Origin of the sequence: Kitasatospora sp. McL0602 (assembly GCF_052076145.1) — a bacterium.
Classification (GTDB): Bacteria; Actinomycetota; Actinomycetes; order Streptomycetales; family Streptomycetaceae; genus Kitasatospora.
Genome location: NZ_CP197246.1, coordinates 2671293 through 2693043, shown reverse-complemented (window position 1 = coordinate 2693043; position 21751 = coordinate 2671293). Strand labels below are relative to the sequence as shown.

General features: G+C 72.1%; 20 protein-coding genes. 9 read left to right on the top strand and 11 right to left on the bottom strand.

Annotation, left to right across the window (positions count from 1 at the left end; translation table 11 throughout):
- Positions 1-308 precede the first annotated feature (308 nt).
- Positions 309-1640, top strand: a complete 1332-nt coding sequence (locus ACR68M_RS12095; RefSeq protein ID WP_441250464.1) for an AI-2E family transporter — start codon at positions 309-311, stop codon at positions 1638-1640.
- A gap of 73 nt (positions 1641-1713) precedes the next feature.
- On the opposite strand, the gene ACR68M_RS12090 is transcribed toward ACR68M_RS12095, so the two are convergent.
- Positions 1714-2244: an alkyl hydroperoxide reductase gene (locus ACR68M_RS12090; RefSeq protein ID WP_441250463.1), complete on the bottom strand. Its 531-nt coding sequence runs from the start codon at positions 2242-2244 to the stop codon at positions 1714-1716.
- Positions 2245-2247: 3 nt separating this feature from the next.
- On the bottom strand, positions 2248-2799 hold the full coding sequence (locus ACR68M_RS12085) for a peroxiredoxin (protein ID WP_441251591.1): 552 nt from the start codon (positions 2797-2799) through the stop codon (positions 2248-2250).
- 142 nt (positions 2800-2941) lie between these two features.
- Between ACR68M_RS12085 and ACR68M_RS12080 the strand changes: the two genes are divergently transcribed.
- The 3 genes from ACR68M_RS12080 to ACR68M_RS12070 are packed head-to-tail and all read left to right on the top strand — an operon-like array spanning position 2942 to position 5614.
- A complete protein-coding gene (locus ACR68M_RS12080; protein WP_441251590.1) occupies positions 2942-3907 on the top strand; it encodes a LysR substrate-binding domain-containing protein in 966 nt (321 codons plus the stop codon).
- Between the two features lie 52 nt (positions 3908-3959).
- Entirely contained in the window at positions 3960-4901 is a 942-nt protein-coding gene (locus ACR68M_RS12075) for an AAA family ATPase (protein ID WP_441250462.1), read from the top strand.
- The gene (locus tag ACR68M_RS12070; protein WP_441250461.1) at positions 4898-5614 is read left to right on the top strand and encodes a hypothetical protein; all 717 of its coding nucleotides are present in this window, start codon (positions 4898-4900) and stop codon (positions 5612-5614) included. The genes ACR68M_RS12075 and ACR68M_RS12070 overlap by 4 nt, the downstream gene beginning before the upstream one ends.
- Before the next feature lie 24 nt (positions 5615-5638).
- On the opposite strand, the gene ACR68M_RS12065 is transcribed toward ACR68M_RS12070, so the two are convergent.
- The 3 genes from ACR68M_RS12065 to ACR68M_RS12055 all read right to left on the bottom strand — a co-directional run bounded on the left by ACR68M_RS12065 (position 5639) and on the right by ACR68M_RS12055 (position 11735).
- A complete protein-coding gene (locus ACR68M_RS12065) occupies positions 5639-7483 on the bottom strand; it encodes a SpoIIE family protein phosphatase (RefSeq protein WP_441250460.1) in 1845 nt (614 codons plus the stop codon).
- A 50-nt stretch (positions 7484-7533) separates the two neighbouring features.
- Positions 7534-8172: a class I SAM-dependent methyltransferase gene (locus tag ACR68M_RS12060; RefSeq protein ID WP_441251589.1), complete on the bottom strand. Its 639-nt coding sequence runs from the start codon at positions 8170-8172 to the stop codon at positions 7534-7536.
- Positions 8173-8759: 587 nt separating this feature from the next.
- Positions 8760-11735, bottom strand: coding sequence for an AfsR/SARP family transcriptional regulator (locus ACR68M_RS12055; RefSeq protein ID WP_441250459.1), 2976 nt, complete (start codon positions 11733-11735; stop codon positions 8760-8762).
- A 220-nt stretch (positions 11736-11955) separates the two neighbouring features.
- On the opposite strand from ACR68M_RS12055, the gene ACR68M_RS12050 reads away from it, so the two are divergent.
- Positions 11956-12228: a hypothetical protein gene (locus tag ACR68M_RS12050; RefSeq protein WP_441250458.1), complete on the top strand. Its 273-nt coding sequence runs from the start codon at positions 11956-11958 to the stop codon at positions 12226-12228.
- Between the two features lie 93 nt (positions 12229-12321).
- Here the strand turns inward: ACR68M_RS12050 and ACR68M_RS12045 are convergent, their stop codons facing one another.
- Positions 12322-14013 (bottom strand): fumarate hydratase, encoded by a 1692-nt coding sequence (locus tag ACR68M_RS12045; RefSeq protein ID WP_441250457.1) that lies wholly within the window; start codon positions 14011-14013, stop codon positions 12322-12324.
- 207 nt (positions 14014-14220) lie between these two features.
- Between ACR68M_RS12045 and ACR68M_RS12040 the strand changes: the two genes are divergently transcribed.
- Positions 14221-14901 (top strand): DUF1707 SHOCT-like domain-containing protein, encoded by a 681-nt coding sequence (locus ACR68M_RS12040; RefSeq protein WP_441251588.1) that lies wholly within the window; start codon positions 14221-14223, stop codon positions 14899-14901.
- Positions 14902-15191: 290 nt separating this feature from the next.
- Positions 15192-15584, top strand: a complete 393-nt coding sequence (locus tag ACR68M_RS12035) for a WhiB family transcriptional regulator (protein WP_441250456.1) — start codon at positions 15192-15194, stop codon at positions 15582-15584.
- Positions 15585-15714: 130 nt separating this feature from the next.
- On the opposite strand, the gene glpX is transcribed toward ACR68M_RS12035, so the two are convergent.
- Positions 15715-16755: a class II fructose-bisphosphatase gene (glpX, locus tag ACR68M_RS12030; protein ID WP_441250455.1), complete on the bottom strand. Its 1041-nt coding sequence runs from the start codon at positions 16753-16755 to the stop codon at positions 15715-15717.
- A gap of 259 nt (positions 16756-17014) precedes the next feature.
- On the opposite strand from glpX, the gene ACR68M_RS12025 reads away from it, so the two are divergent.
- Positions 17015-17494: a DUF4245 domain-containing protein gene (locus ACR68M_RS12025; RefSeq protein WP_441250454.1), complete on the top strand. Its 480-nt coding sequence runs from the start codon at positions 17015-17017 to the stop codon at positions 17492-17494.
- 64 nt (positions 17495-17558) lie between these two features.
- On the opposite strand, the gene ACR68M_RS12020 is transcribed toward ACR68M_RS12025, so the two are convergent.
- Positions 17559-18167, bottom strand: a complete 609-nt coding sequence (locus ACR68M_RS12020; protein WP_441250453.1) for a malonic semialdehyde reductase — start codon at positions 18165-18167, stop codon at positions 17559-17561.
- A gap of 119 nt (positions 18168-18286) precedes the next feature.
- Entirely contained in the window at positions 18287-18529 is a 243-nt protein-coding gene (locus ACR68M_RS12015; protein ID WP_441250452.1) for an exodeoxyribonuclease VII small subunit, read from the bottom strand.
- A 70-nt stretch (positions 18530-18599) separates the two neighbouring features.
- Between ACR68M_RS12015 and ACR68M_RS12010 the strand changes: the two genes are divergently transcribed.
- Positions 18600-19106: a GNAT family N-acetyltransferase gene (locus ACR68M_RS12010; protein ID WP_441250451.1), complete on the top strand. Its 507-nt coding sequence runs from the start codon at positions 18600-18602 to the stop codon at positions 19104-19106.
- 20 nt (positions 19107-19126) lie between these two features.
- Here ACR68M_RS12010 and xseA read toward each other — a convergent pair whose 3' ends face one another.
- Together xseA and ACR68M_RS12000 are read right to left on the bottom strand one after the other, a co-directional pair.
- On the bottom strand, positions 19127-20335 hold the full coding sequence (gene xseA, locus ACR68M_RS12005; protein ID WP_441250450.1) for an exodeoxyribonuclease VII large subunit: 1209 nt from the start codon (positions 20333-20335) through the stop codon (positions 19127-19129).
- A 9-nt stretch (positions 20336-20344) separates the two neighbouring features.
- Entirely contained in the window at positions 20345-21697 is a 1353-nt protein-coding gene (locus tag ACR68M_RS12000; RefSeq protein WP_441250449.1) for an APC family permease, read from the bottom strand.
- Positions 21698-21751: the final 54 nt, after the last annotated feature.

Sequence of the window (21751 nt, the reverse complement as noted above, 5' to 3'; positions counted from 1 at the left end):
CGCCCGGCACGCGCTGACCTGCCGTGCGCGGGCGGTGCAGCCCTGGGTGCGGACGCGGGGCGCCGGAGAGGGTCCTGTCGTCCCGGCACCGGCCGGTCCGCCGACAGTTGGTTCGGTGGCACCGGTCTCCTCCCCGCTCTCCGCTGTCTGAAACCAGCCAAATCCTGATGTTTTACCCCGATTTGATCCTCCGCGGGCTTACGGACCGGCCTACGGCCTCGCCGTACGGCCGGGTAGCGTCGTCCCCGGACGGCTGCGGCGGGGACCTGCGGCCGCAGCGAGCCGGACGGGGAGCGGTGGTGTCGGGGATGCGAGCAGGACGTGTGCTGTCCTGGGCCGGGGTGCTGGCGACCAGGACACTGGCCACGATCGAGCACCGGCGCCGGGCGGCCGGGCAGGAGGAGGTCGAGCCGGTGCGCGAGAGCGTCGACGCGAAGCACGAGGCGCCGGCGGCGCTGCCGCACGGACCGGCCGTGGAGCCGGGCTGGGTGCCGTCCGCCTCGTACGGCAGGGACCACCACCGGCCGGGCCGGCCGGCCAACCCGGCGGAGGCGGTGCCGTGGAGCCTGCGGGTGGCCGCCGAGTCGACCTGGCGGCTGCTGCTGCTGGCCGGAGCGCTCTACCTGCTCTTCCGGGTGGTCGACATGCTGCGGCTGGTCGCCTTCGCGGTGCTGGCGGCGCTGCTGGTCTCGGCGCTGCTGGAGCCGACGGTCTCCTGGCTGCGGCGGCGCGGAGTGCCGCGCTGGCTGGCCGCCGCCGGGACGTTCCTGAGCGGGCTGGCGGGCATCTTCGGCGTGGGCTGGTTCGTGGTCTGGCAGGTGACCACCAAGATCAGCTCGGTCGCGGACAAGGTGCAGGACGGCGTCAACAAGCTGCGCGACTGGCTGACCACCGGGCCGCTGCACCTGACGCAGCAGCAGATCACCGAGTTCGCCAAGCAGATCTCGACGGCCGTCGGCACCAACTCGGAACAGATCACCTCGGCGGGCTTCACCGGGGTGACGATCGCGATCGAGGTGCTCACCGGCCTCCTGCTGGCGGCCTTCACGACGTACTTCCTGCTCTACGACGGGGCCAGGATCTGGAGCTGGGTGCTGCGTGCGCTGCCCCGGCAGTCCCGCTACGCGATGGCGGGCGCAGGGCCGAAGGCCTGGGCGACGCTCACGGCGTACGTCCGGGGCACGGTCTGCGTGGCCTTCATCGACGCGCTCTGCATCGGCGTCGGCATCCAGCTGCTGGGAGTCCAGCTCGCGCTGCCGCTGGCCGTGATCATCTTCCTCGGGGCCTTCGTGCCGCTGGTCGGCGCACTCGTGACCGGCACGATAGCGGTGCTGATCGCCATCGTGACGCAGGGGCCGTTCACGGCGCTGATGGTGCTGGTGATCCTGGTCGCCGTCCAGCAGATCGAGGGTCACCTGCTCCAGCCACTGATCCTCGGCCGTGCCGTCCGGGTCCACCCGCTCGGGGTCGTCCTCGGCGTCGCGGCCGGGTCGATCGTCGGCGGCATCGCCGGCGCGATCGTCGCCGTCCCGCTGATCGCCGTCACCAACACCGTCGTCTCGCACCTGCGGCGCCGCAACGCAGCGGGCCAGGAGGTCTTCGACGCCCTCGAGGCGGCGCGCCTTACGCACCCCGGCTAACCACGACAGGGGCGCGGGGAACTGCTCAGTTGATCGAGCAGTTCCCCGCGCCCCTGTGGGCTGACCGGATGTGTCAGGCGAGCGCTGCCTCGGCGTCGAGCACCGAGGCGACAGCCTGAAGGATGGCGGCGATCTTCACCGACGCCTGGATGACCTCGCGGTCGACGCCCGCCTTGCGCAGGACACCCTCGTGGGAGTCCAGGCACTGGCCGCAGCCGTTGATCGCGGAGACCGCGAAGCACCACAGCTCGAAGTCGGCCTTCTCGACGCCCGGGGTGCCGATGATGTTCATCCGCAGACCGGCCCGCATGGTGCTGTACTCCTTGTCGGAGAGCAGATGCGTGGTCCGGTAGTAGACGTTGTTCATCCCCATGATCGCCGCGGCGCCCTTGGCGGCGGTGTACGCCTCCGGCTTCAGGTTCGCCTTGGCCTCGGGCTCCAGCTCACGCAGCACCGCCGGCGAGCGGGTCGCCATGGCGCAGGCGAGCACGGTGCCCCAGAGCTGCTGGGCGGGGAGGTCGGAGTTGCCGATCACCGCGCTCAGGTTGAGCTTGAGGTCCTTCGCGTAGTCGGGGAGGGCCGACTTCAGCTCGTCGAGTGCCATCGGTCAGCCGGCCAGCAGCTGCTCGGCGTCGAGGGTCTCGTCGCCCTTGTTCCAGTTGCAGGGGCACAGCTCGTCGGTCTGCAGGGCGTCGAGCACCCGCAGTACCTCCTTGGGGTTACGGCCGACGGAACCGGCGGTCACCATGACGAACTGGATCTCGTTGTTCGGGTCCACGATGAAGACGGCGCGCTGGGCGGTGCCGTCGGCGGCCTCGACGCCACAGGCGCGCATCAGGTCGTGCTTGACGTCGGCCAGCATCGGGAAGGGCAGGTCGCGGAGGTCCTTGTGGTCCTTGCGCCAGGCGTGGTGCACGAACTCGCTGTCGCCGGAGACGCCGAGGATCTGCGCGTCGCGGTCGGCGAACTCCTCGTTCAGCTTGCCGAACGCGGCGATCTCGGTGGGGCAGACGAACGTGAAGTCCATCGGCCAGAAGAAGACGATCTTCCACTTGCCCTCGTAGGACTTGTGGTTGATCTCGGCGAACGCGTTCGCGGCGTCGAGGTCGACACAGGCGTTGAGTTCGAACTCGGGGAACTTGTCACCGATCGTGAGCACGTTCACGTCTCCTGGGTTAGGAAGATGAGGGATTATGTCCGGATTGCCTATGGTTCGGCAGTATCTGGACGTGATCCACAGTGACACAGTCCGGACTGATCGGGGAAATAGTTAGACTCGATACATCTGATCGGAGATAGCTATCAGTACGTCCAGCACCACCCCCGGCAGGCCCCGAAGCCCCCGCACCCCGACCGTCGCCCAGCTCCGGGCATTCACGGCTGTCGCCGAACACCGGCACTTCCGGGACGCCGCCGCCGCCATCGGTACCAGCCAGCCCGCCCTCTCGGGTGCGGTGGCTGCCCTGGAGGAGACGCTCGGCGCGCAGCTCGTCGAGCGTACGACGCGCCGCGTCATCATCACCCCACTGGGGGAGCGCGTAGCCGCACACGCGCGCCGCGTGCTCGCCTCGCTGCACGACCTCACCGAGGAGGTCGAGGCCGCCCGGCGCCCCTTCACCGGGCCGCTCCACCTCGGCGTCATCCCCACCGTCGCGCCCTACCTGCTGCCCGCCGTGCTCCGGCTGGTCCGCGGCAGCTACCCCGAGCTGGAGCTGCACGTCCACGAGGAGCGGACGCCCTCGCTGCTGGAGGGCCTCGCCGCCGGGCGGCTGGACGTCCTGCTGCTCGCGCTCCCGGCCGGAGGCAGCTCGCCCACCCGGGACATCCCGCTCTTCGACGAGGACTTTGTGCTCGTCACTCCGCCCGAGCACGAACTCGCCTGGCGCACCGACGTCCCCCGGGACGTGCTGCTCGACCTCGACGTGCTGCTGCTCGAAGAGGGCCACTGCCTCCGCGACCAGACCCTCGACATCTGCCGAGAGGTCGGCGCCGAGCCGCCCGGCGGCTCCACCCGCGCCGCCGGGCTCTCCACCCTCGTCCAGCTCGTCGCCGGCGGCCTCGGCGTCACGCTGCTCCCCGCCACCGCGCTGGAGGTCGAGGCCGGGCGCACCGACCGCCTCGCCACCGTCCACTTCGCCGACCCCGCCCCCGGCCGCCGGATCGGCCTCGCCACCCGGCCCGGCTCCGCCCGCACCGAGGAGTACGACCGCTTCGCCGCCTCGCTCCGCGAAGCACTCGCCGAACTTCCGGTCCGAATCGTGGAGTGACCCGAAAACGGGTACCTAACCTGGACGCAGTCGGCGTGCGAAGAGGGTGGGCATGTACGTCTCCAGGATCAGGATCGACAACAGCACGTGCTTCCGGGGCGAGCGGGCGGTCGACCTCGACCTGACCCGCCCCGACGGCACCCACTCCGGCTGGACGGTCCTCGCCGGGCCGAACGGATCGGGCAAGACCACCCTGCTGGAGGCAGTCGCCCGGCAGGTCGGCGAGACGGACGGCTTCTGCGCGAGCTTCGGCCCGGCCCGGGGCACCGAGCCCGGCGACTGCGCCGACCTGCCGCGTGAGGCGCTCGCGCTGCTGGACGACGGCCTGCTCCCCGACGGCTACCGCGCCACCCGGGCCGACACGGGCGGCCTCCGGGTCGAACTGGACGGCGCCGAACACCCGCTCGGCGCCCTCGGCAGCGGCTGCGCGGCCGTCGTCTCCCTGGTCGTCGGACTCCTCCGGCAGGCCCGGCAGTTCGAACCGGACGAGGAGCTGATCGTCGGCGGCCCGGACACCACCCCGGTCGCCCCGATCGCCGGCGTCGTCCTGATCGACGACGCCGAGGCGCACCTCCACCTCGGCTGGCAGCAGCGGCTCGGCGACTGGCTCGTCGCGCACTTCCCCAACGTCCAGTTCATCGTCGCCACCCACAGCCCCTATATCTGCCAGTCCGCCGACCCCGGCGGCCTGGTCCGGCTGGCCGGGCCCACCGAGGCCGCGCCGCCGCGCGTGCTGGACGAGGAGCTGCACCAGCGCATCGTCTACGGCAGCGGCGACGACGCCGCGCTCTCCGAACTCTTCGGCCTGCCCAGCGCCTACTCCCCGCAGGCGGAGGCCGAGCGGCGGCTGCTCATCGACCTCGAACGCAAGCTCTACGCCGGTCAGGCCACCAGCTCCGAGATCGCCGAGTACGAGGTGCTCGGGGCCAAGCTCAACAGCTCGCTCACCGCCCGGGTGGAGGAGTTCCGCGACCGGCTGTCGGGGGAGCGATGATCCCCGTCCAACGCCTGCCGCTGCAACCGCAGTTGGCGGACGACCTGGCCCGTCGCACCGAGGCCGTCCGGCGGGCCGGGCCGACCACCGCCACCGGCCGGGCGGCCTGGCGCACCGCCCGCGAACCCAAGGCCCGGCTACGGCAGTTGCTGCACCGGATGGCCCCCGGCCTGGCCCGCTGCATGTACTGCGGCGACAACCTCGGCACCGACATCGACCACTTCGAGCCGATCGCCCGCGCACCGCTGCGCACCTTCGACTGGCACAACCACCTGCTCGCCTGCGCCTTCTGCAACAGCAACCGCAAGCGCGACCAGTTCCCCTGCGACCCGGTCACCGGCGCCCACCTGCTCATCGACCCCGCCCGGGAGGACCCGGCCGACCACCTCCAGCTCTACCTCTCCTCCGGTTCCTACCAGGCACTCACCCCCAAGGGCCGCGCCACCATCGAGGTCTTCGCCCTCAACGACCGCGCCGAGCTGGTCCGCGCCCGCCGCCTGGCCTTCACCGTCATCCGCGCCATGCTCGACGAGTGGCACACCCGCCACACCACCGGCGACCACCCCGGAGCCCTGGAGATCGCCGAAGCCCTGGACAGCCTCTGGCAGGCCGACGTCCTGCGCGCCGTCCTCCGCCTCACCCACACCCCACCCCTGGCCCGAGCCGTCCTCGGTGAACGCGCCTACGCAGCAGCCGACTTGCTGGGGCGCTGACCCCCGCGCACCTGGGGGCCGGCCCTACGGCAGCCGCTGCTCGAACCAGACCACCTTGCCGGCGCCGAGCCGCGTCGCGCCCCAGCGCTCCGCGCAGCGGGCCACTATCTGCAACCCCCGCCCCCGCTCGTCCTCCGGCCCGGCCCGCCGTGTGCGCGGCAGCAGCGCGCTGTCGTCGCCCACCTCGCACCGCAGCACCGAGGTCCGCACCAGCCGCAGCGTCACCGGCCGGGTGGCGTGCTGGATGGCGTTGGTGACCAGCTCGCTCACCATCAACTCGGTGTTCTCGGCGAGCGGTTCGAGGCCCCAGCGGCGCAGCGCGTGCCCGGCGAGGCGGCGGGCCCGGCCGGGTGTCTCGTGCCGGGGCTGGAGGTACCAGTACGCGACGTCCTCGGCCGGGATGCCGTCGAAGGCGGCGGCCAGCAGCGCGATGTCGTCGGCCCGGTCGCCGGGCGGGAGGACCCGCAGGGCCTCCTGGCAGAGGTGCTCGGGCGAGTGCCGGTGGGCGGTGCTGATCCGGCTGCGCAGCAGTTCGAGCCCGGTGGTGAGCGAGCGCCGCCGGGATTCGACCAGGCCGTCGGTGAAGAGCAGCAGGGCGGAGCCCGGCGGTGCGGGCAGTTCGGTGGAGGTGAAGTCGACGCCGCCGACGCCGATCGGGGCGCCCGGGGGCAGGTCGAGCAGTTCGGTGCGGCCGTCCGGCTGGACGAGTACGGGCGGTACGTGTCCGGCGTTGGCGATCACCACCCGGTTGGCGATCGGGTCGTAGACCGCGTACACGCAGGTCGCCAAGTGCTGTTCCCGTCCCAGGCGTTGGGCCTGTTCGTCGAGGTGGTAGAGCACCTCGTGCGGGGGCAGGTCGAGGGCGGCGAGGGTCTGGGCGCTGGTCCGCAGCTGGCCCATGATGGCGGCGGAGGTGAGGGAGTGGCCCATCACGTCGCCGACGATCAGGGCGACGCGGTTGCCGGGCAGCGGTACGGAGTCGTACCAGTCGCCGCCGACCTGGGCGCCGCTCTCGCTGGGCAGGTAGCGGTGGGCGAGCCGTACGCCGTGCCGCTGCGGGAGGTGGGTCGGCAGCATGCTGCGCTGGAGCTGGTCGGCGATCTCCCGCTCGCGGGAGTAGCGCAGTGCGGTGTCGACGGCGAGCCCGGCCTTGGTCGCCAGGTGGGCGGCGGTGGCGCTGTCGGTCGCGTCGAAGGCGGAGGCCAGGTCGAAGGCCGAGGTCAGCTCGAAGGCGGAGGGCCGGGCGGTGGCGGGCGGCCGCCCGAACGGCGTGACAGCGGCGTCGGTGGCGGTGGCGGCGTCGGTGGCCGCCTTTCCCGGACGGCGGATCAGCACCAGCAGCCCGAGTACGGCCTTGCGGCCGCGTAGCGGCAGCGCGAGAAGCGCCGTCCCGGTGGCGAGCCGGCCCAGCGCGCGGGCGCCGTACAACTCCTCCAGCAGTGGGCGGAGCCGGGCTGCCGAGGGGGTGCCGAGCACCACCGGGCCGGCGGGCAGCTGCTGGCCGAGGGCCTGGGCGAGCGCGCCGCCGGGGCGGACGGCGCGGGTGCGGGTGCGGTGGCCGAGCTTGGTGCCGTGGGAGTGGTGCAGCCGCAGGGCGGTCGGGTGGCCCGGGTCGCGTTCGATGTTGGGCAGCGGTTCGCGCAGGTGCACGACGGCGGCGTCGGCGAGGGCCGGCACCAGCACCTTGCCGAGGTTGCGCAGGGTGGCCGCGAGGTCGAGAGAGCTGTTGATCCGGCGGGAGGCGCTGTCCAGGACCGCCAACCGCTCGGCCGTCCGGGGCGCCTGCGGGGCAGGGGTCGCCGGCGGTGGTCGGCGCTGGGCCGGTACGGCGGGCGGCTGCCCGGTCTGCGGGTTGCGGGGGTCGCGCACGGGCTTCCCGTTCTGGGAGGTCGGGGGGAGTCGAGGTGGCCGGTGGGTGGTCAGTCCGTCCGTCGACAGCACACGAAGAGCTGCTCCTCCGGGGGGAGGGTGGTGCTGGCGGGGGCGTACGGGTGGCCGGAGGCGGCCTCGACGGTGTACCCGGCCCTGGAGAGCGTCTGGTGCAGTTCCTCCCGGAGGTATCCGCTGATCCGTATCTCGTGGCCGAGGAAGGGCAGCGAGGCGTGGTCGAGATCCGCCTCGACCATGCCGAGCGCCAGCAGGCCGCCGGGGCGCAGCAGTTGGCGCACCCGCCCGAGCACGATCGAGATCTCGCCCTGCGGCAGCAGGATGAGCGAGAAGAAGGCCGTCGCGGCGGCGAACCCGCCGGCCCCCTGCGGCCCCAACTCAGGTGCCCCCCAGGCTCGTTCGGCGCGCGGGGTGAAGAGGTCGTACATGTCCATCCGGTGGTACGCGGCGGCCTCGGGCGCGGTGCGCCGGGCCAGCTGCAGCATGCCGTCGGAGAGGTCGACCCCGGTGACGCGCAGCCCGCCCGCGCCGAGCTGACGGATCGTCGGGTCGCCGGTGCCGCAGCCGATGTCGAGCACCCGTGCGCCCGGCTCCAGCTCGCGCAGCAGCCACTCCCCGCAGGCCAGTTGTCCGGCCTTGGCGGGGAAGACCTCGCTGTAGCGGTCACCGATGGTGTCGAAGGCGACCGCCTGGAGGGCGCGCTCCGCGCGGCGGCGGCAGAGGTAGGCGTCCGCGGTGACGGGCCCGTGGCCCCGAGCAGGATCGGATATCTGTCCGGTCGTCACGATTGAGAGGCACCTTCCACCCTGGCCGCAGGTCAGCGGTGCCGGGTGGCCGTCCGGCCGCCGACCCACCTCCTGCTGCGGTCCGCCACGCTCCCCGCGTCCCTGTTCCGTCCGTACCGCCCGTGCCGCACTCCCGTGCACCGGCGCTGGCCTCCGAGAATAGGCGTGATCACTTCGCCGTGGGGGTCCTTTCCGGTCAACTCGTGCCGACCCGGACGAATATGGCCGGGAACGCGGGAGTGCTCGGGGGTGCCCAAGGGTGGTGGAAACGGCCGTACACGCCGGATGGCGCGCCGGGGTGGCGCACTCACACCCCTGCTGACCTGCGCAGACGCCAGATTGCGCGGCGTTTATCGAACGTCAATCGGGCCCTGTCACAGTTGCTTCAGCGCCGGGGAAGCGTCAAGAACGTTCCCGCAGCCGGGGGGCTGCGGGGGCGTTCGACGCAACGGGGGACCTGTCGGGGGACGGGTTTACGGCGCGGGGGGTACGAGGGACTCGGTGTGCTGCTGGTCGATGAGGTCCTGAACGGGGAGGGCCTCGGGCACACCGAGTCGGGTGAGGATCACGTGAGCCTCCTGGAGACAGGCCAGTCCGCGCGCGGGCTGGCCGAGCTCCAGGAGGGCCTCACCCAGGGCGGCGTTCGCGAGCCCCTGGCAGTACGCGGCGTCCAGCTCCTGGGCGAGCGCCAACGACTCGTCGGCCGCCTCGGCGGCCTCCGACTGCTGACCGTCGCTCAGCAGGCAGGCCGAGAGCCGGGCGAGGGTGTACGCCTCGCGCAGGCGGTTCTGCTGCGCCTGGTACAGCTCGCGAGCCTCCCGCAGGTGGGTGGCCGCGCCGGCCGGTGATCCGGTCGAGGAGAGTACGACGCCCAGCTGGTACACGGTGTCGGCGAGGCACGGCGCGTTGTCCGAGGCGCGCGCCGTCGCGACCGCCTGGTGCACCGCCGCCACCGCCGCTTCGGGATTGCCGATGCTGAGCTGGACGCGGGCGATGTTGCCGAGCAGCCGGGCCTCGCTGCCGGGGTTGCCGAGGGTGCGGCTGATCGACAGGGCCTCCTCGAAGAACGGCAGGCCCTCGGCCGCCCGGTCCCCGAGGTACAGCATCATGCCCAGCAGGTTGGTCACGGTGCCGCGCAGCAGCCTGCTGCCGGTCGGGTCCTGAAGGTTGAGACTCTCCCGCAGCGACACCTCGGCGCCCTGGAAGTCGCTGGTCACGTACTGCAGGAAGCCGAACGTGAACTGGACCCGGGCGAGCGCCGGCCGGTCCTCGCGGGAGCGGAAGTTGGCCTCGGCGTGCTGGAGGATCTGCCGGATGCGGGCACCGTGGGTCGGGTCCTCGACCATGGTGTTCAGCACGATCAGCAGGTCGACCGCGGGCCGGGCCAGCTCCGAGGAGCCGTCGGCGGCGGACTCGACCGTGCTCAGCAGCAGCGCCGTCTCCGTCCGCAGCCAGTCCTGGGCGGTCTGACTGGTGGCCAGCGGGAGCCCGGCGACGCGGAGGTCGTTCAGCGGTTCCAGCGGCAGGTCGTCGGGTTCGATCGCCCGAGCGGCGTTCCCCGTGGTCGCGAGCAGCAGCTCCAGCAGCCGCAGCCGGGCGGCGTCCTGTTCGGCGGTGTCCTTGAGCTTCTCGTTCCGGTGCTGCGCGTAGAGCCGGAGCAGGTCGTGGTACCGGTAGCGGCCGGGAGTGAAGCACTCCAGCATGTTGGCCTCGACCAGGGCCTCGGCGAGCGCCTCCGCCCGGTCCTCCTCGAGGCCGAGCAGTGCCGTCACCGCACTGAGCGGCAGATCGGGGGAGTCCACCAGGGAGAGCAGCCGGAAGGCCCGTGCCTCGTCCGCGCTGAGCTGGCCGTAGCCGAGCCCGATCGTGGTCTCGACCGCGAGGTTGCCCAGCTGCAGCTCGGCGAGCCGACGCCGCTGGTCCGCTAACCGACGGGCCAGATCGGAGACGCTCCAGCGCGGACGGCTGGCCAGCCGGGCGGCGGCGATCCGGACGGCGAGCGGGAGGAAGCCACAGGCCGTCACCACGGCGAGCGCCGCCTCGCGCTCGGCGGCGACGCGCTGCTCCCCGACGATGGCCGAGAAGAGCGCCAGCGCCTCCGCCGGGGTCAGCTCCTCGACGTCGACCAGGTGACCCCCGGGGATGCCGGCCAGCCGGGAGCGGCTGGTGACGAGCACCGCGCAGCCGGAGACCCCCGGGATGAGCGGGGTCAGCTGGTTCACGTCCTGGGCGTTGTCGAGCAGGATCAGCATCCGGCGGTTGGCCAGCAGCGAACGGTAGAGAGCGGCTCGCTGCTCCAGGGAGTCGGGGGTCTCGGTGGCGCCGAGCGCGTGCAGGAAGTCACCGAGTACGACGGCCGGATCGGCGGGTGAGGCACCCGCACCTCGCAGGTCCACGTACAACTGCCCATCGGGGAATTCCGAGCGGACACTGTGTGCGACATGCACGGCAAGTGTGGTTTTACCGACCCCCCCGATCCCGGCCAGTGAAGTAACCACCACGGCCTGCCCGGACGCATTCCCGAGGACATCCCGGAGTTCAGCGACAAGTGTCGCGCGACCGCTGAAATCGGACACGTCGGCGGGAAGTTGCGCGGGGGGAGTGAACGGGGGCGCGGGCTCCCGGTCAGCGCCGGACTGAGGCAGTGCGGGGGCGGGGATCAGGGTCGGATCGGCCGCGAGAATGCGGGAGTGCATGGAGGCCAGGGCGCTGCCCGGCTCCACGCCCAGCTCGTCGATCAGCAGCCGCCGGGTGTCCGCGTAGACACCCAGCGACTCGGCCTGGCGGCCGCAGCGGTAGAGCGCGAGCATCAGCAGTTCGCGGATGCGCTCGCGCAGCGGGTGCTCGGCGGCGAGGGTGCTCAGCTCGGCGACCACCTCGGCGTGCAGGCCGATGTCCAGGGCGGTCGTGCAGCGTTCCTCCCAGACGGTGACCTGACGCTCGGACAGCCGCAGCCGCTGGGCCTCGGCATAGGGCCCGGGGATGCCGGCGAGCGGGCGTCCGCTCCACAGCGAGAGGGCGGAGACCAACAACCGGTGGGATTCCTGGGCGTCACCGGCGCTCCGCGCGGTCGCGGCCTCGGCGGAGGTGCGGTCGAAGACCGAGAGGTCGAGCGCCTCGGCGGGCACCCGCAGCGCGTAGCCGTCACTGACCGACACCAGCAGCTCGGCCGGTGCCCGCACCTCGCGGTTCGGCTCGATGACGGTGCGCAGCCGGGAGACGTACGTCCGCAGCGCCGCTACGGCCTGCGGCGGCGGGCGGTCGCCCCAGAGGCCGTCGACCAGGTCCTGCGTCGTCACCGGCCTGCCGTGGTGCAGAAGGAGGGCGGTGAGCACCGCCTGTTGTTGCGGGGAGCCGAGCGAGAGCGCCTGCTCTCCCCGCCATGCCTGGACCGGTCCGAGCACCTGGAAGCGCAGCGCAGAAGAGTGCGGCGTTTCCCGAAGCTCCATAAGATCCCCCGATGGCCTGTGGTGATGCTTCCCGAGCGCGACGCTCGATGATCCGCCGCGACGCGCCAGCCTAAGCGGAAGCGCGCAAACGTTGGAGAAGAGGACAGGCGGCGGGACGTTTATAGGACATTTATCGGTGCCTACGATACTGTCCCCGGCGCCCCGGTCGGTCCAGTGGGGCACGAAGATATTCTGACAACCCGAAAGGCGGCCCATTTTCATGGCCGAAAACCAGCCCACGACCACGGCGCCGACGACGCCTCAGGCCCCGGTCCAGGCTCCGGCCGTGGTAGCGCCGGTCGAGCAGACCCTCTCCGGTGGTGACAGCCAGTCGATCATCGACATGCTGACCCACGTCGCGAACGAGAACCCCGAGGACGCGGAGGGCTCCCGGACGCCCGCAGCGCCGGTCGCCCCGGTCTCCGCCCCGGCGGCGTCGAGGCCGGGCACGGGCCCCCACGAGCCGACCGGCCTCACCACCAGCCTGCCGTAGCTCCGGCCGTGAACCGCGGATTACCACCGCTCACCGCTGCACGCCCCGCACCACCACCCGGTGGTACGGGGCGTTCGCCGTTCCGGGTCGGTGTTACTCCGCCGAGCGGACGCGGAGGTTGGTGATCAGCGGGCCGTCGGTGACCTCGGCGAAGAAGTCGTTGCCCTTGTCGTCCACGACGATGAACGCGGGGAAGTCCTCGACCTCGATCCGCCAGACCGCCTCCATGCCCAGCTCGGCGTACTCCAGCACCTCGACCTTCTTGATGCAGTCCTGCGCGAGCCGGGCCGCCGGGCCGCCGATCGAGCCGAGGTAGAAGCCGCCGTGCTCGGCGCAGGCCTTGGTGACCTGCTTGGAGCGGTTGCCCTTGGCGAGCATCACCATCGAGCCACCGGCCGCCTGGAACTGGTCGACGTAGGAGTCCATCCGCCCGGCCGTGGTCGGGCCGAAGGAGCCGGAGGCGTAGCCCGCAGGGGTCTTGGCCGGGCCGGCGTAGTAGACCGGGTGGTCCTTCATGTACTGGGGCATGCCCTCGCCCGCATCCAGCCGCTCCTTGATCTTGGCGTGCGCGATGTCGCGCGCGACGACCAGCGTGCCGCTGAGCGAGAGCCGGGTCTTCACCGGGTACTTGGCGAGCTGCGCCCGGATCTCCGCCATCGGCTGGTCGAGGTCGATCCGGACAAAGTGATCATCGACGGCTTCGCCGCGGGCATCGTTCAGGTGCTCGTCCGTCGTCTCCGGCAGGTACTTCGCCGGGTCGGTCTCCAGCTGCTCCAGGAAGACGCCCTCGGCGGTGATCTTGCCGAGCGCCTGCCGGTCGGCCGAGCAGGAGACGGCCATCGCGACGGGCAGCGAGGCGCCGTGGCGCGGCAGGCGGATGACGCGGACGTCGTGGCAGAAGTACTTGCCGCCGAACTGCGCGCCGATGCCGATCTTCTGGGTCAGCTCGGTGACCTTGGCCTCCAGCTCCAGGTCACGGAAGCCGTGGCCGGTGGCGGCGTCGCCGCTGGTCGGCAGCTCGTCCAGGTAGTGCGCGGAGGCGTACTTGGCGGTCTTCAGCGCGAACTCGGCGCTGGTGCCGCCGACCACGATCGCCAGGTGGTAGGGCGGGCAGGCCGCCGTGCCCAGCGAACGGATCTTCTGCTCCAGGAAGTTGAGCATCGACGCCTCGTTGAGGATCGCCTTGGTCTCCTGGTACAGGTACGACTTGTTGGCCGAACCGCCACCCTTGGCCATGAAGAGGAACTTGTACGCGCCACCGTCGGTCGCGTAGAGCTCGATCTGCGCCGGCAGGTTGTTGCCGGTGTTCTTCTCGTCCCACATCGTCACCGGCGCCATCTGCGAGTACCGCAGGTTGAGCTTGGTGTAGGCGTCGAAGACGCCGCGCGCGATCGCCGACTCGTCCGAGCCCTCGGTGAGCACGTTCTGCCCGCGCTTGCCCATCACGATCGCGGTGCCGGTGTCCTGGCACATCGGCAGGATGCCACCGGCCGAGATGTTGACGTTCTTCAGCAGGTCCAGCGCGACGAAGCGGTCGTTCGGGCTGGCCTCCGGGTCGTCCAGGATGCGCCGCAGCTGGGCCAGGTGCGCGGGGCGCAGGTAGTGCGAGATGTCGTGCATCGCCTCGGCGGTGAGCAGCCGCAGAGCCTCCGGCTCGACCTGGAGGAAGGTGCGGCCCCCGGCCTCGAAGGTGCTGACACCCTCGGAGGTCAGCTTCCGGTACGGGGTCGGGTCGGCCCCGAGGGGAAGAAGGTCGGAGTACGCGAACTCTGGCGTGGGAGCCATGGGGAGGTCCTTAACTGATCCGGCTGCGTCGACGAAGCACCCTCAAGGGTAGGCGGCGCCCGACGGCCGCAGGCGTACAGGTGGGCCTTCGTGACCGGGGTCACGCGCAACAGTGCCGAACGGCAGTTCGGGAAGGGGCTCGGTGGCTAGTCTTGTGACGTGGAGAACACGCCGTCGCAGGACGACCAGAGCCAGCCGCCCGTACCGATGACCAAGCCCGCGCCGACACCCGAGCCGGTGCCGGTCGCGAGGCCCGAGACGGCTCCGGTGGCCGAGGCCGATCTCCGGGCCTCCGACGCCGACCGCGAGCGCATCGCGGAGCTGCTCCGCGACGCCTACGCGGAGGGCCGGCTCACGGTCGAGGAGCACTCCGAGCGGATCGAGGCCGCGTACGGCGCCCGGACGCTCGGCGAACTTGCGCCGCTGACCCGGGACCTGCCCGCGCACCGGCCGATCTCGATGGCGAAGGCACCGCTCGCCGGGCCCGCGCCGCTGCCCCCGGCCCGCAGCGAGTCGCCGTCGATGCTGGCGATCTTCGGCGGCGCGAGCCGGAAGGGCCGCTGGCGGGTGGGTTCGCACCTGAAGGCGGTGGCGATCTTCGGCGGGGTGGAGATCGACCTCTCGGACGCGGTCTTCGAGTCCCCCGAGGTGGTGATCGAGGTGACGGCGGTGTTCGGTGGCGTCGACATCAAGGTCCCGGAGAACGTCAGCCTCCAGGGCTCGGGCGTGGGGATCTTCGGCGGCTTCGACGTCAAGGAGCAGACCTCCGCCGACCCGTACGCCCCGGTGGTGCGGATCAAGGGCATGGCGGTCTTCGGCGGGTGCGAGGCAAAGCCGCGCCGGGGCAAGAAGCTCAAGGAGTGGGTGCGCAAGCAGCTCGGGGAGTGACCCGGGAGTGACTGCGGAAGTGACGAAGAGCCGCTGGTCATCCGTCAACTGCCCGGTGGGCACTTGACTCCGGCGCGAGTGCACTCCGTAGTCAGTTGCGTGCGGTGTGCATGAATCGGGATACGGCGGGGTAGTTCCTGACGCACATCGTTTCTTGTACGGCTGTGACCCCGGGGACAGCCGACGCCGCTCCGGCCGAGGCCGCGGCGGGCGTCGTGGCGGGGTGCGCGCGGGGCAGCCGGGCAGATGCGAGCCTTCCCCCGAGTCTCGAGTCTCGTCAGGAGTAAGCCGTGCTGCATCCGATCGAGTCCAGCACCCGTAGTGCCAACGTGGCGGTCCGGCGCACGCCCGCCGCCCCGGCGGGCGGCGGGACGCAGCAGCTCGACCACCTGGACGACAACCCCTGGCACTCCGGCGCGGCCTGCCGCCGCGACGAGGCAGGGCTGTTCTTCGCCCCCTCGAAGGAGCCGACCGCCGCCCGGCTGGCCCGCGAGGAGCAGGCGAAGCAGGTCTGCGCACGCTGCCCGGTGCTGCTGGAGTGCAGGGAGCACGCACTCGCCCAGCCGGAGCCGTACGGCGTCTGGGGCGGGCTGACGGCCGCCGAACGCCGGGTGGTGCTGGCCCGGCGCCGCCGCCGCGAGTCCGAGCTGCGCGTCACCGCACCACGCCGCATAGCGGGCTGAAACCAGCGCCTGCGAGCTGCACGACCGGCGAAACCGGAGGGGCGCGGGGAACTGCGCGAGGCGGAAGGCACGGTGCTGTTGCCTTCCGACTTCGTGCAGTTCCCCGCGCCCCTCGTGGTGCCCGCTGCTGCTAGTTGGCGCGGTCGAAGTCGATCGCGCTGTACGCCCGGAGCTTGGACAGCCGGTGCGTGGCGTGGACCTCGCGGATGGTGCCGCTCTTGGAGCGCATCACCAGCGAGCTGGTGGTGGCGGTCTCCTGGCGGTAGTGGACACCGCGCAGCAGCTCGCCGTCGGTGATGCCGGTGGCGACGAAGAACACGTTCTCGCCGCTGACCAGGTCGTTGGTGGTGAGCACCCGGTCGAGGTCGTGGCCGGCGTCCAGCGCCTTCCGCTTCTCGGCCTCGTCCTTGGGCCACAGGCGGCCCTGGATCACGCCGCCCATGCACTTCATCGCGCAGGCCGCGATGATGCCCTCGGGGGTGCCGCCGACACCGAGCAGCAGGTCGACGCCGGTGCCCTCACGGGCGGTCATGATGGCGCCGGCCACGTCGCCGTCGGTGATGAACTTGATCCGGGCACCGGCCTCGCGGACCTCGCGGACGAGGTTCGCGTGCCGGGGGCGGTCGAGGATCATCACGGTGACGTCCTCGACGGCGCTGCCCTTGGCCTTGGCGACGCGGCGGATGTTGACGGCCGGGGGAGCGGTGATGTCGACGAACTCGGCGGCCTCGGGGCCCGCCACGAGCTTGTCCATGTAGAAGACGGCGCTCGGGTCGAACATCGTGCCGCGGTCGGCGACGGCCAGCACCGCGACGGCGTTGGCCATGCCCTTGGCGGTCAGCGTGGTGCCGTCGACCGGGTCGACGGCGACGTCGCACTCGGCGCCGGTGCCGTCGCCGACCCGCTCGCCGTTGTAGAGCATCGGGGCTTCGTCCTTCTCGCCCTCACCGATGACGACGATGCCGTTCATCGAGACGGTCGAGACGAGGGTGCGCATGGCCTTGACGGCTGCGCCGTCGGCGCCGTTCTTGTCGCCGCGGCCGACCCAGCGGCCGGCCGCCATGGCCGCCGCCTCGGTGACGCGGACGAGTTCGAGCGCGAGGTTCCGGTCCGGAGCCTCGGGGGCAACCTCAAGGGCGCTGGGAAGGTGGTGGGGGTACTGCGTGGTCATCGTCGATACCTCTCTGTACGCGACGGCCAGTGAGCGCCCGACTACTGCCTGGTCGAACGCCGTGCTGAGGGTCATGCGATCGTATCTGTCTCTGAGATGACTGTCTGTGGCGCATGTCCCCCTCACCTGCGATTGTGTGCCGGTATGCGCCCATTCACCCGTCCGGGAGGACCCGGGTGTCGGGTTCCCGACGGCGATGGGTCACCATGAAGGGGTGGCAGGCAAGAGCAGCATGAGAGGCCGGCAGACGGTACGGGACATGATCCTGTCGATGCTGGCGGTCGGCGCCGTGGGCGCCGGAGCGTACGTCTTCATCCCGCACGCGTCCTCGGGGGAGGGCATCCGCGCGGTCGACTACCGCTCGTCGCTCGCCTCGGCGAAGCGCGCGGCGCCGTATCCGCTGCTCGGCCCGGAGGGGCTGCCGGGCGGCTGGAAGGCGACCTCGGTCGAGTACCAGAAGGACCCGAAGGGCCACGCGGTCTGGCACCTGGGCTTCGTCACCCCGGCCGGCCAGTACGCCGCCGTGGAGCAGAGCGACGCGGCGCGCGACGAGGTGCTCAAGGCCGTGGTGCCCGGTAACCAGCCCGACGGCGACGCGACCGTCGGCGGCCGGGCGTGGCAGCGGCTCCAGGGCGAGCACTACCGGGCGCTGACCGTACAGAGCGGCACCGCGACGACCGTCGTCACCGGCACGGCCGGGTACGAGGAGCTCTCGGAGCTCGCGCAGTCCCTGAAGTAGACCGGAACGCGCGGAAGGCCCCCACCGCCCGGTGGGGGCCTTCCGCGCATCCAGCTCCAGCGGCTCAGACGGAGGTGACGACCTCGTCGTAGGCCAGGCGCTCGCCACGGGGGTAGAAGGCACCCTCGCCCGGCTTGCCGATGTTGACGACGGCGAGTGCCGAGTGCTTGCCGTCGGCGAAGAAGTCCTTGTTCAGGCCCTCGGCGTCGTAGCCGCCCATCGGGCCCGCGGCCAGGCCGGCGGCCCGGATGCCGATGAAGAAGTACGCCGCCTGGAGGGCGCCGTTCAGTCGGGCCGAGCCCTCGCGGGCGGGGCGCTCGGTGAAGAAGTCCTTCGCGTTCGGGTAGACCGGGAAGAGACGCGGCAGGTGCTCGTGGAACTCGTTGTCCACGGCCAGGATCGCGGTCAGCGGGGCACCGGCGGTCTTGGCCTTGTTGCCGTCGCTCATGTGCTGCACGAGACGCTCGCGGGCCTCGGGGGTGCGGACCAGGACGACGCGCAGCGGCGACTGGTTCATGGCGGTCGGAGCGAACTTGACCAGGTTGTAGATGGCCTCGATCTGCTCGTCGCTGACGGGCTCGTCGGTGAAGGCGTGAGCCGTGTGGGCCTCCCGGAAGAGGAGGTCCTGGGCGGCGGCGTCGAGGGCGATGTGGTCGTTGGCTACGGTCGTCATGGCTCTGCTACCTCAATGTCTGAATGCGTCTGCGTCTTCGGGGCGGCGGACCATGCCGTCGCACGAGTGACAACCGTAGGTGAAGCTTCAACTATTCCGCCGCCCCGGAGTGAGCCGCGTCACTCCCCGGGCTCGCCGCCCTCCGCCGCGATCGCCGCGTCCAGCCGGGCCCGCGCACCGTCCAGCCAGCGCTGGCAGACCTTCGCCAACTGCTCGCCGCGCTCCCACAGCGCCAGCGACTCCTCCAGCGACACCCCGCCCGCCTCCAGCTGCCGCACCACCTCCAGCAGGGCGTCCCGCGCCTGCTCGTAGCCGAGGCTGTCGTCGCCGCCGCTCTGCCGGTCCTTCTGCTGATCTGCCATGGCGCCAGCGTAGGGGCTGCACCCGACAAACCAGGTGTGCCCGGCGGCGGGGGCTCGGTAGCCTCCGGCCATGATCCTTGTGCGCCCAGCGACCCCCGACGACGCCCCTGAACTGGTCCGGCTCCGCGGCCTGATGTTCGCCGCGATGGCGGCGGCCGGCGGCCGACCGCCGGCCGATGAGACGGACGGCCCGGCGCCCTGGCGCGCGGTGGCCGAAGGCATCATCCGCGAACGCCTCGCGAGCGACCGGCTGACCATGCCTACCTTCGTCGTCGACGACCCGGCCCACCCCGGGCGGCTGGCCTCCTGCGCCGTCGGCGCCGTGGAGCAGCGCCTCCCCGGCCCCGGCCACCCCGACGGCCTGTTCGGCTTCGTCTTCAACATCTGCACCGACCCGGACAGCCGCCGCAAGGGCTACGGCCGCGCCTGCACCGAGGCCCTGATCGACTGGTTCGACGCCCACCGCGTCACCCGGATCGACCTGCACGCGACCAAGGACGGCCAACAGCTCTACCGCGACCTCGGCTTCCACGAACACTCCGTCGCGCTCTCAAGGGCTCGCACACTCACGAGCTGAGGTGGCGCCTGCCGGTCGGTCTAAGGCTTGACCGTCACCCCGAAGCCGCCCTCGGCGACCCGCGCGTGCAGCTCCTCGCCCGCCGTGAGCTGCGCCGGGTCGGTGACGACGTGCCCGTCGGCCCGCTGGAGCACGGCGTAGCCGCGCTCCAGCGTGGCCAGTGGCGAGAGCGCCACCACCCGGGCCAGCGTGTGTCCGAGGTCGGACTCGGCCGCGTCGAGCCGGTGGCCCAGGCAGCGGCGGGCGCGCTCGGCGAGGGCCGCGACCTCGCTCTCCGGCCCGTCCACCAGCCGGTGCGGAGCAGCCAGCACCGGGCGGCTGCGCAGGCTCGCCAGCCCGTGCTGCTCCCGCTCGACCCGGCCGAAGACGTGCCGCCGGGCCCGGTCGCGCAGCTGGTGCACCCGGGCCAGCTCCTCGCCGACGTCGGGCACCACGCGCTTGGCGGCGTCCGTCGGCGTCGAGGCCCGCAGGTCGGCGACGAAGTCCAGCAGCGGCTGGTCGGGCTCGTGCCCGATCGCGCTCACCACCGGCGTCCGGGCGGCGGCGACGGCCCGGATCAGCCCCTCGTCGGAGAACGGCAGCAGGTCCTCCACGCTGCCACCGCCCCGGGCCACCACGATCACGTCCACCTCGGGGTGCTCGTCCAGCTCCCGGACGGCGGCGGTGACCTGGGTGACGGCACTGACGCCCTGGACGGGGACGTTCCGGATCTCGAAGCGGACGGCGGGCCAGCGCCGCCGGGCGTTCTCCAGCACGTCCCGCTCGGCCGCCGAGCCCCGGCCGGTGACCAGCCCGATGCAGTGCGGGAGGAACGGCAGCGGCCGCTTCCGGTCGGCGGCGAACAGGCCCTCCGCCGCCAGCCGCCGCTTCAGGTGCTCCAGCTGGGCGAGCAGCTCGCCCAGCCCGACCAGCCGGATCTCGGAGGCCCGCAGCGAGAGCGTGCCCCGGGCGGCGTACCACTCGGGCTTCGCGTGGACGAGGATGCGTGAGCCCTCCTGCACGACGTCCGCCACGCGCTCGTACACGGCCCGGAAGCAGGTGACGGTCAGCGAGACGTCCCGCTCGGGGTCGCGCAGGGTCAGGAAGACCACCCCGGCGCCGGGCCGTCGGCTCAGCTGGGTGATCTGGCCCTCCACCCAGACCTCGCCGAGCCGGTCGATCCAGCTCCCGATCAGGGCGGAGACCTTGCCGACGGGGATCGGAGCTTCCGGTGAGCTGCTGTTCGCCATGCGACGAGGCTAGCGGGCGGGGCTGACGGGCCGCCCGCGCTGCACCAGCAGCACCATCAGCCCGACGGCCAGCCACCCGGCGCCGACCAGCTGCGCGGTGCCCGAGGCCTCGACGATCACCGCGACGGTCACCGCCACCCCCAGCGCCGGGACGACCACGTGCCGCAGCACGTCCCGCGAGCCCTGCCGCACCGCGTACCAGCCGATCACCGAGGCGTGCAGCAGTACGAACGCGCAGAGCGCGCCGACGTTGACCACCGAGGTCAGCTGGTCCAGCCCGTCGTCCCGGCGGGCCGCCCACACCGCCGCGACCAGCGTCACGGACGCCGCCGTGAGCAGGGCGAGCCGGGGCACCCCCGAGCGCCGGTCGACGCCGGCCAGGGCGCGGGGCAGCCGCCCCTCGCGGCCCATCGCGAAGAGCAGCCTCCCGGCCGCCGCCTGCCCGGCGAGCGCGGCGAAGGCCGCCCCGACCGCCTTGCTGAGCGCGACGAGGGTGTGCAGCCAGTGCCCGATCGAGACGTCGACCGTCCGGTAGAAGGCGGAGCCCTGCGCGGCCGGGTCGGCGGCCAGCTGCTGCGGGGTCGACGGCTCCAGCAGCGCGGCCAGGTAGGTCTGCGCGACGAACAGCAGCCCGGCCAGCGCCAGGCACCACAGCACCGCGCGGGCGACCGCCTCCGAGGCGCCGACGGCCTCCTCCACGAACGACGCGATCGCGTCGAAGCCCAGGTACGAGAGCACCGCGACCGACACCGCCGAGACCACCGCCGTCAGCGAGAAGCCCCCCATGCCTGTCAGCGGCGTCCACCACCCGCGCACCGCGCCGCCCCGGGCCAGCACCACCACGGCCGACACCACGAAGACCGCCAGCACCACGATCTCCAGCGCCAGCACGGCGAAGCCGACCGCCGCCGCCGTCCGAACCCCGAGCAGGTTGAGCGCCGTGGTGACCAGTACCGCCGCCACCGTCCACACCCACCGCGACACGCTCGGCACCAGCGAGTTCAACGCGATCCCGGAGAACAGGTAGGCGACGGCCGGGATGAGCAGGTAGTCGAGCAGCGCCATCCACCCCGCGATGAAGCCGGGCCCCTCGCCCAGACCGGCCCGTGCGTAGGCGAACACCGAACCGGCCTGCGGCACCGCCCGCACCATCTGCGCGTACGAGAACGCGGTGAAGCCCATCGCGACCGTCGCCACCAGGTAGACCGCCGCGACGGCGCCGTGGCTCTTGGCGTCGAGCACGCCGAACACCCCGACGGGCGCCATCGGGGCGATGAACAGCAGCCCGTACACCATGAGGTCGCGCACGCCGAGGCTGCGCCTGAGGCCGGCCGGCCCGCTCTGCTCGTTCAGCTCACTCATGGCCCAAGTCTGATCACTTCCGACCACTCCCGCCGCGCTGTCCTGCGCACGCAC

What these genes read in the sequence shown, in the direction of transcription:
- ACR68M_RS12020 (WP_441250453.1), bottom strand. Translation starts at nt 18,167, where the DNA reads ATGACGACCGTAGCCAACGACCACATCGCCCTCGACGCCGCCGCCCAG.
- ACR68M_RS12075 (WP_441250462.1), top strand. Translation starts at nt 3,960, where the DNA reads ATGTACGTCTCCAGGATCAGGATCGACAACAGCACGTGCTTCCGGGGC.
- ACR68M_RS12090 (WP_441250463.1), bottom strand. Translation starts at nt 2,244, where the DNA reads ATGGCACTCGACGAGCTGAAGTCGGCCCTCCCCGACTACGCGAAGGAC.
- ACR68M_RS12050 (WP_441250458.1), top strand. Translation starts at nt 11,956, where the DNA reads ATGGCCGAAAACCAGCCCACGACCACGGCGCCGACGACGCCTCAGGCC.
- xseA (WP_441250450.1), bottom strand. Translation starts at nt 20,335, where the DNA reads ATGGCGAACAGCAGCTCACCGGAAGCTCCGATCCCCGTCGGCAAGGTC.
- glpX (WP_441250455.1), bottom strand. Translation starts at nt 16,755, where the DNA reads ATGACCACGCAGTACCCCCACCACCTTCCCAGCGCCCTTGAGGTTGCC.
- ACR68M_RS12070 (WP_441250461.1), top strand. Translation starts at nt 4,898, where the DNA reads ATGATCCCCGTCCAACGCCTGCCGCTGCAACCGCAGTTGGCGGACGAC.
- ACR68M_RS12010 (WP_441250451.1), top strand. Translation starts at nt 18,600, where the DNA reads ATGATCCTTGTGCGCCCAGCGACCCCCGACGACGCCCCTGAACTGGTC.
- ACR68M_RS12000 (WP_441250449.1), bottom strand. Translation starts at nt 21,697, where the DNA reads ATGAGTGAGCTGAACGAGCAGAGCGGGCCGGCCGGCCTCAGGCGCAGC.
- ACR68M_RS12025 (WP_441250454.1), top strand. Translation starts at nt 17,015, where the DNA reads ATGATCCTGTCGATGCTGGCGGTCGGCGCCGTGGGCGCCGGAGCGTAC.
- ACR68M_RS12095 (WP_441250464.1), top strand. Translation starts at nt 309, where the DNA reads ATGCGAGCAGGACGTGTGCTGTCCTGGGCCGGGGTGCTGGCGACCAGG.
- ACR68M_RS12040 (WP_441251588.1), top strand. Translation starts at nt 14,221, where the DNA reads ATGACCAAGCCCGCGCCGACACCCGAGCCGGTGCCGGTCGCGAGGCCC.
- ACR68M_RS12015 (WP_441250452.1), bottom strand. Translation starts at nt 18,529, where the DNA reads ATGGCAGATCAGCAGAAGGACCGGCAGAGCGGCGGCGACGACAGCCTC.
- ACR68M_RS12055 (WP_441250459.1), bottom strand. Translation starts at nt 11,735, where the DNA reads ATGGAGCTTCGGGAAACGCCGCACTCTTCTGCGCTGCGCTTCCAGGTG.
- ACR68M_RS12045 (WP_441250457.1), bottom strand. Translation starts at nt 14,013, where the DNA reads ATGGCTCCCACGCCAGAGTTCGCGTACTCCGACCTTCTTCCCCTCGGG.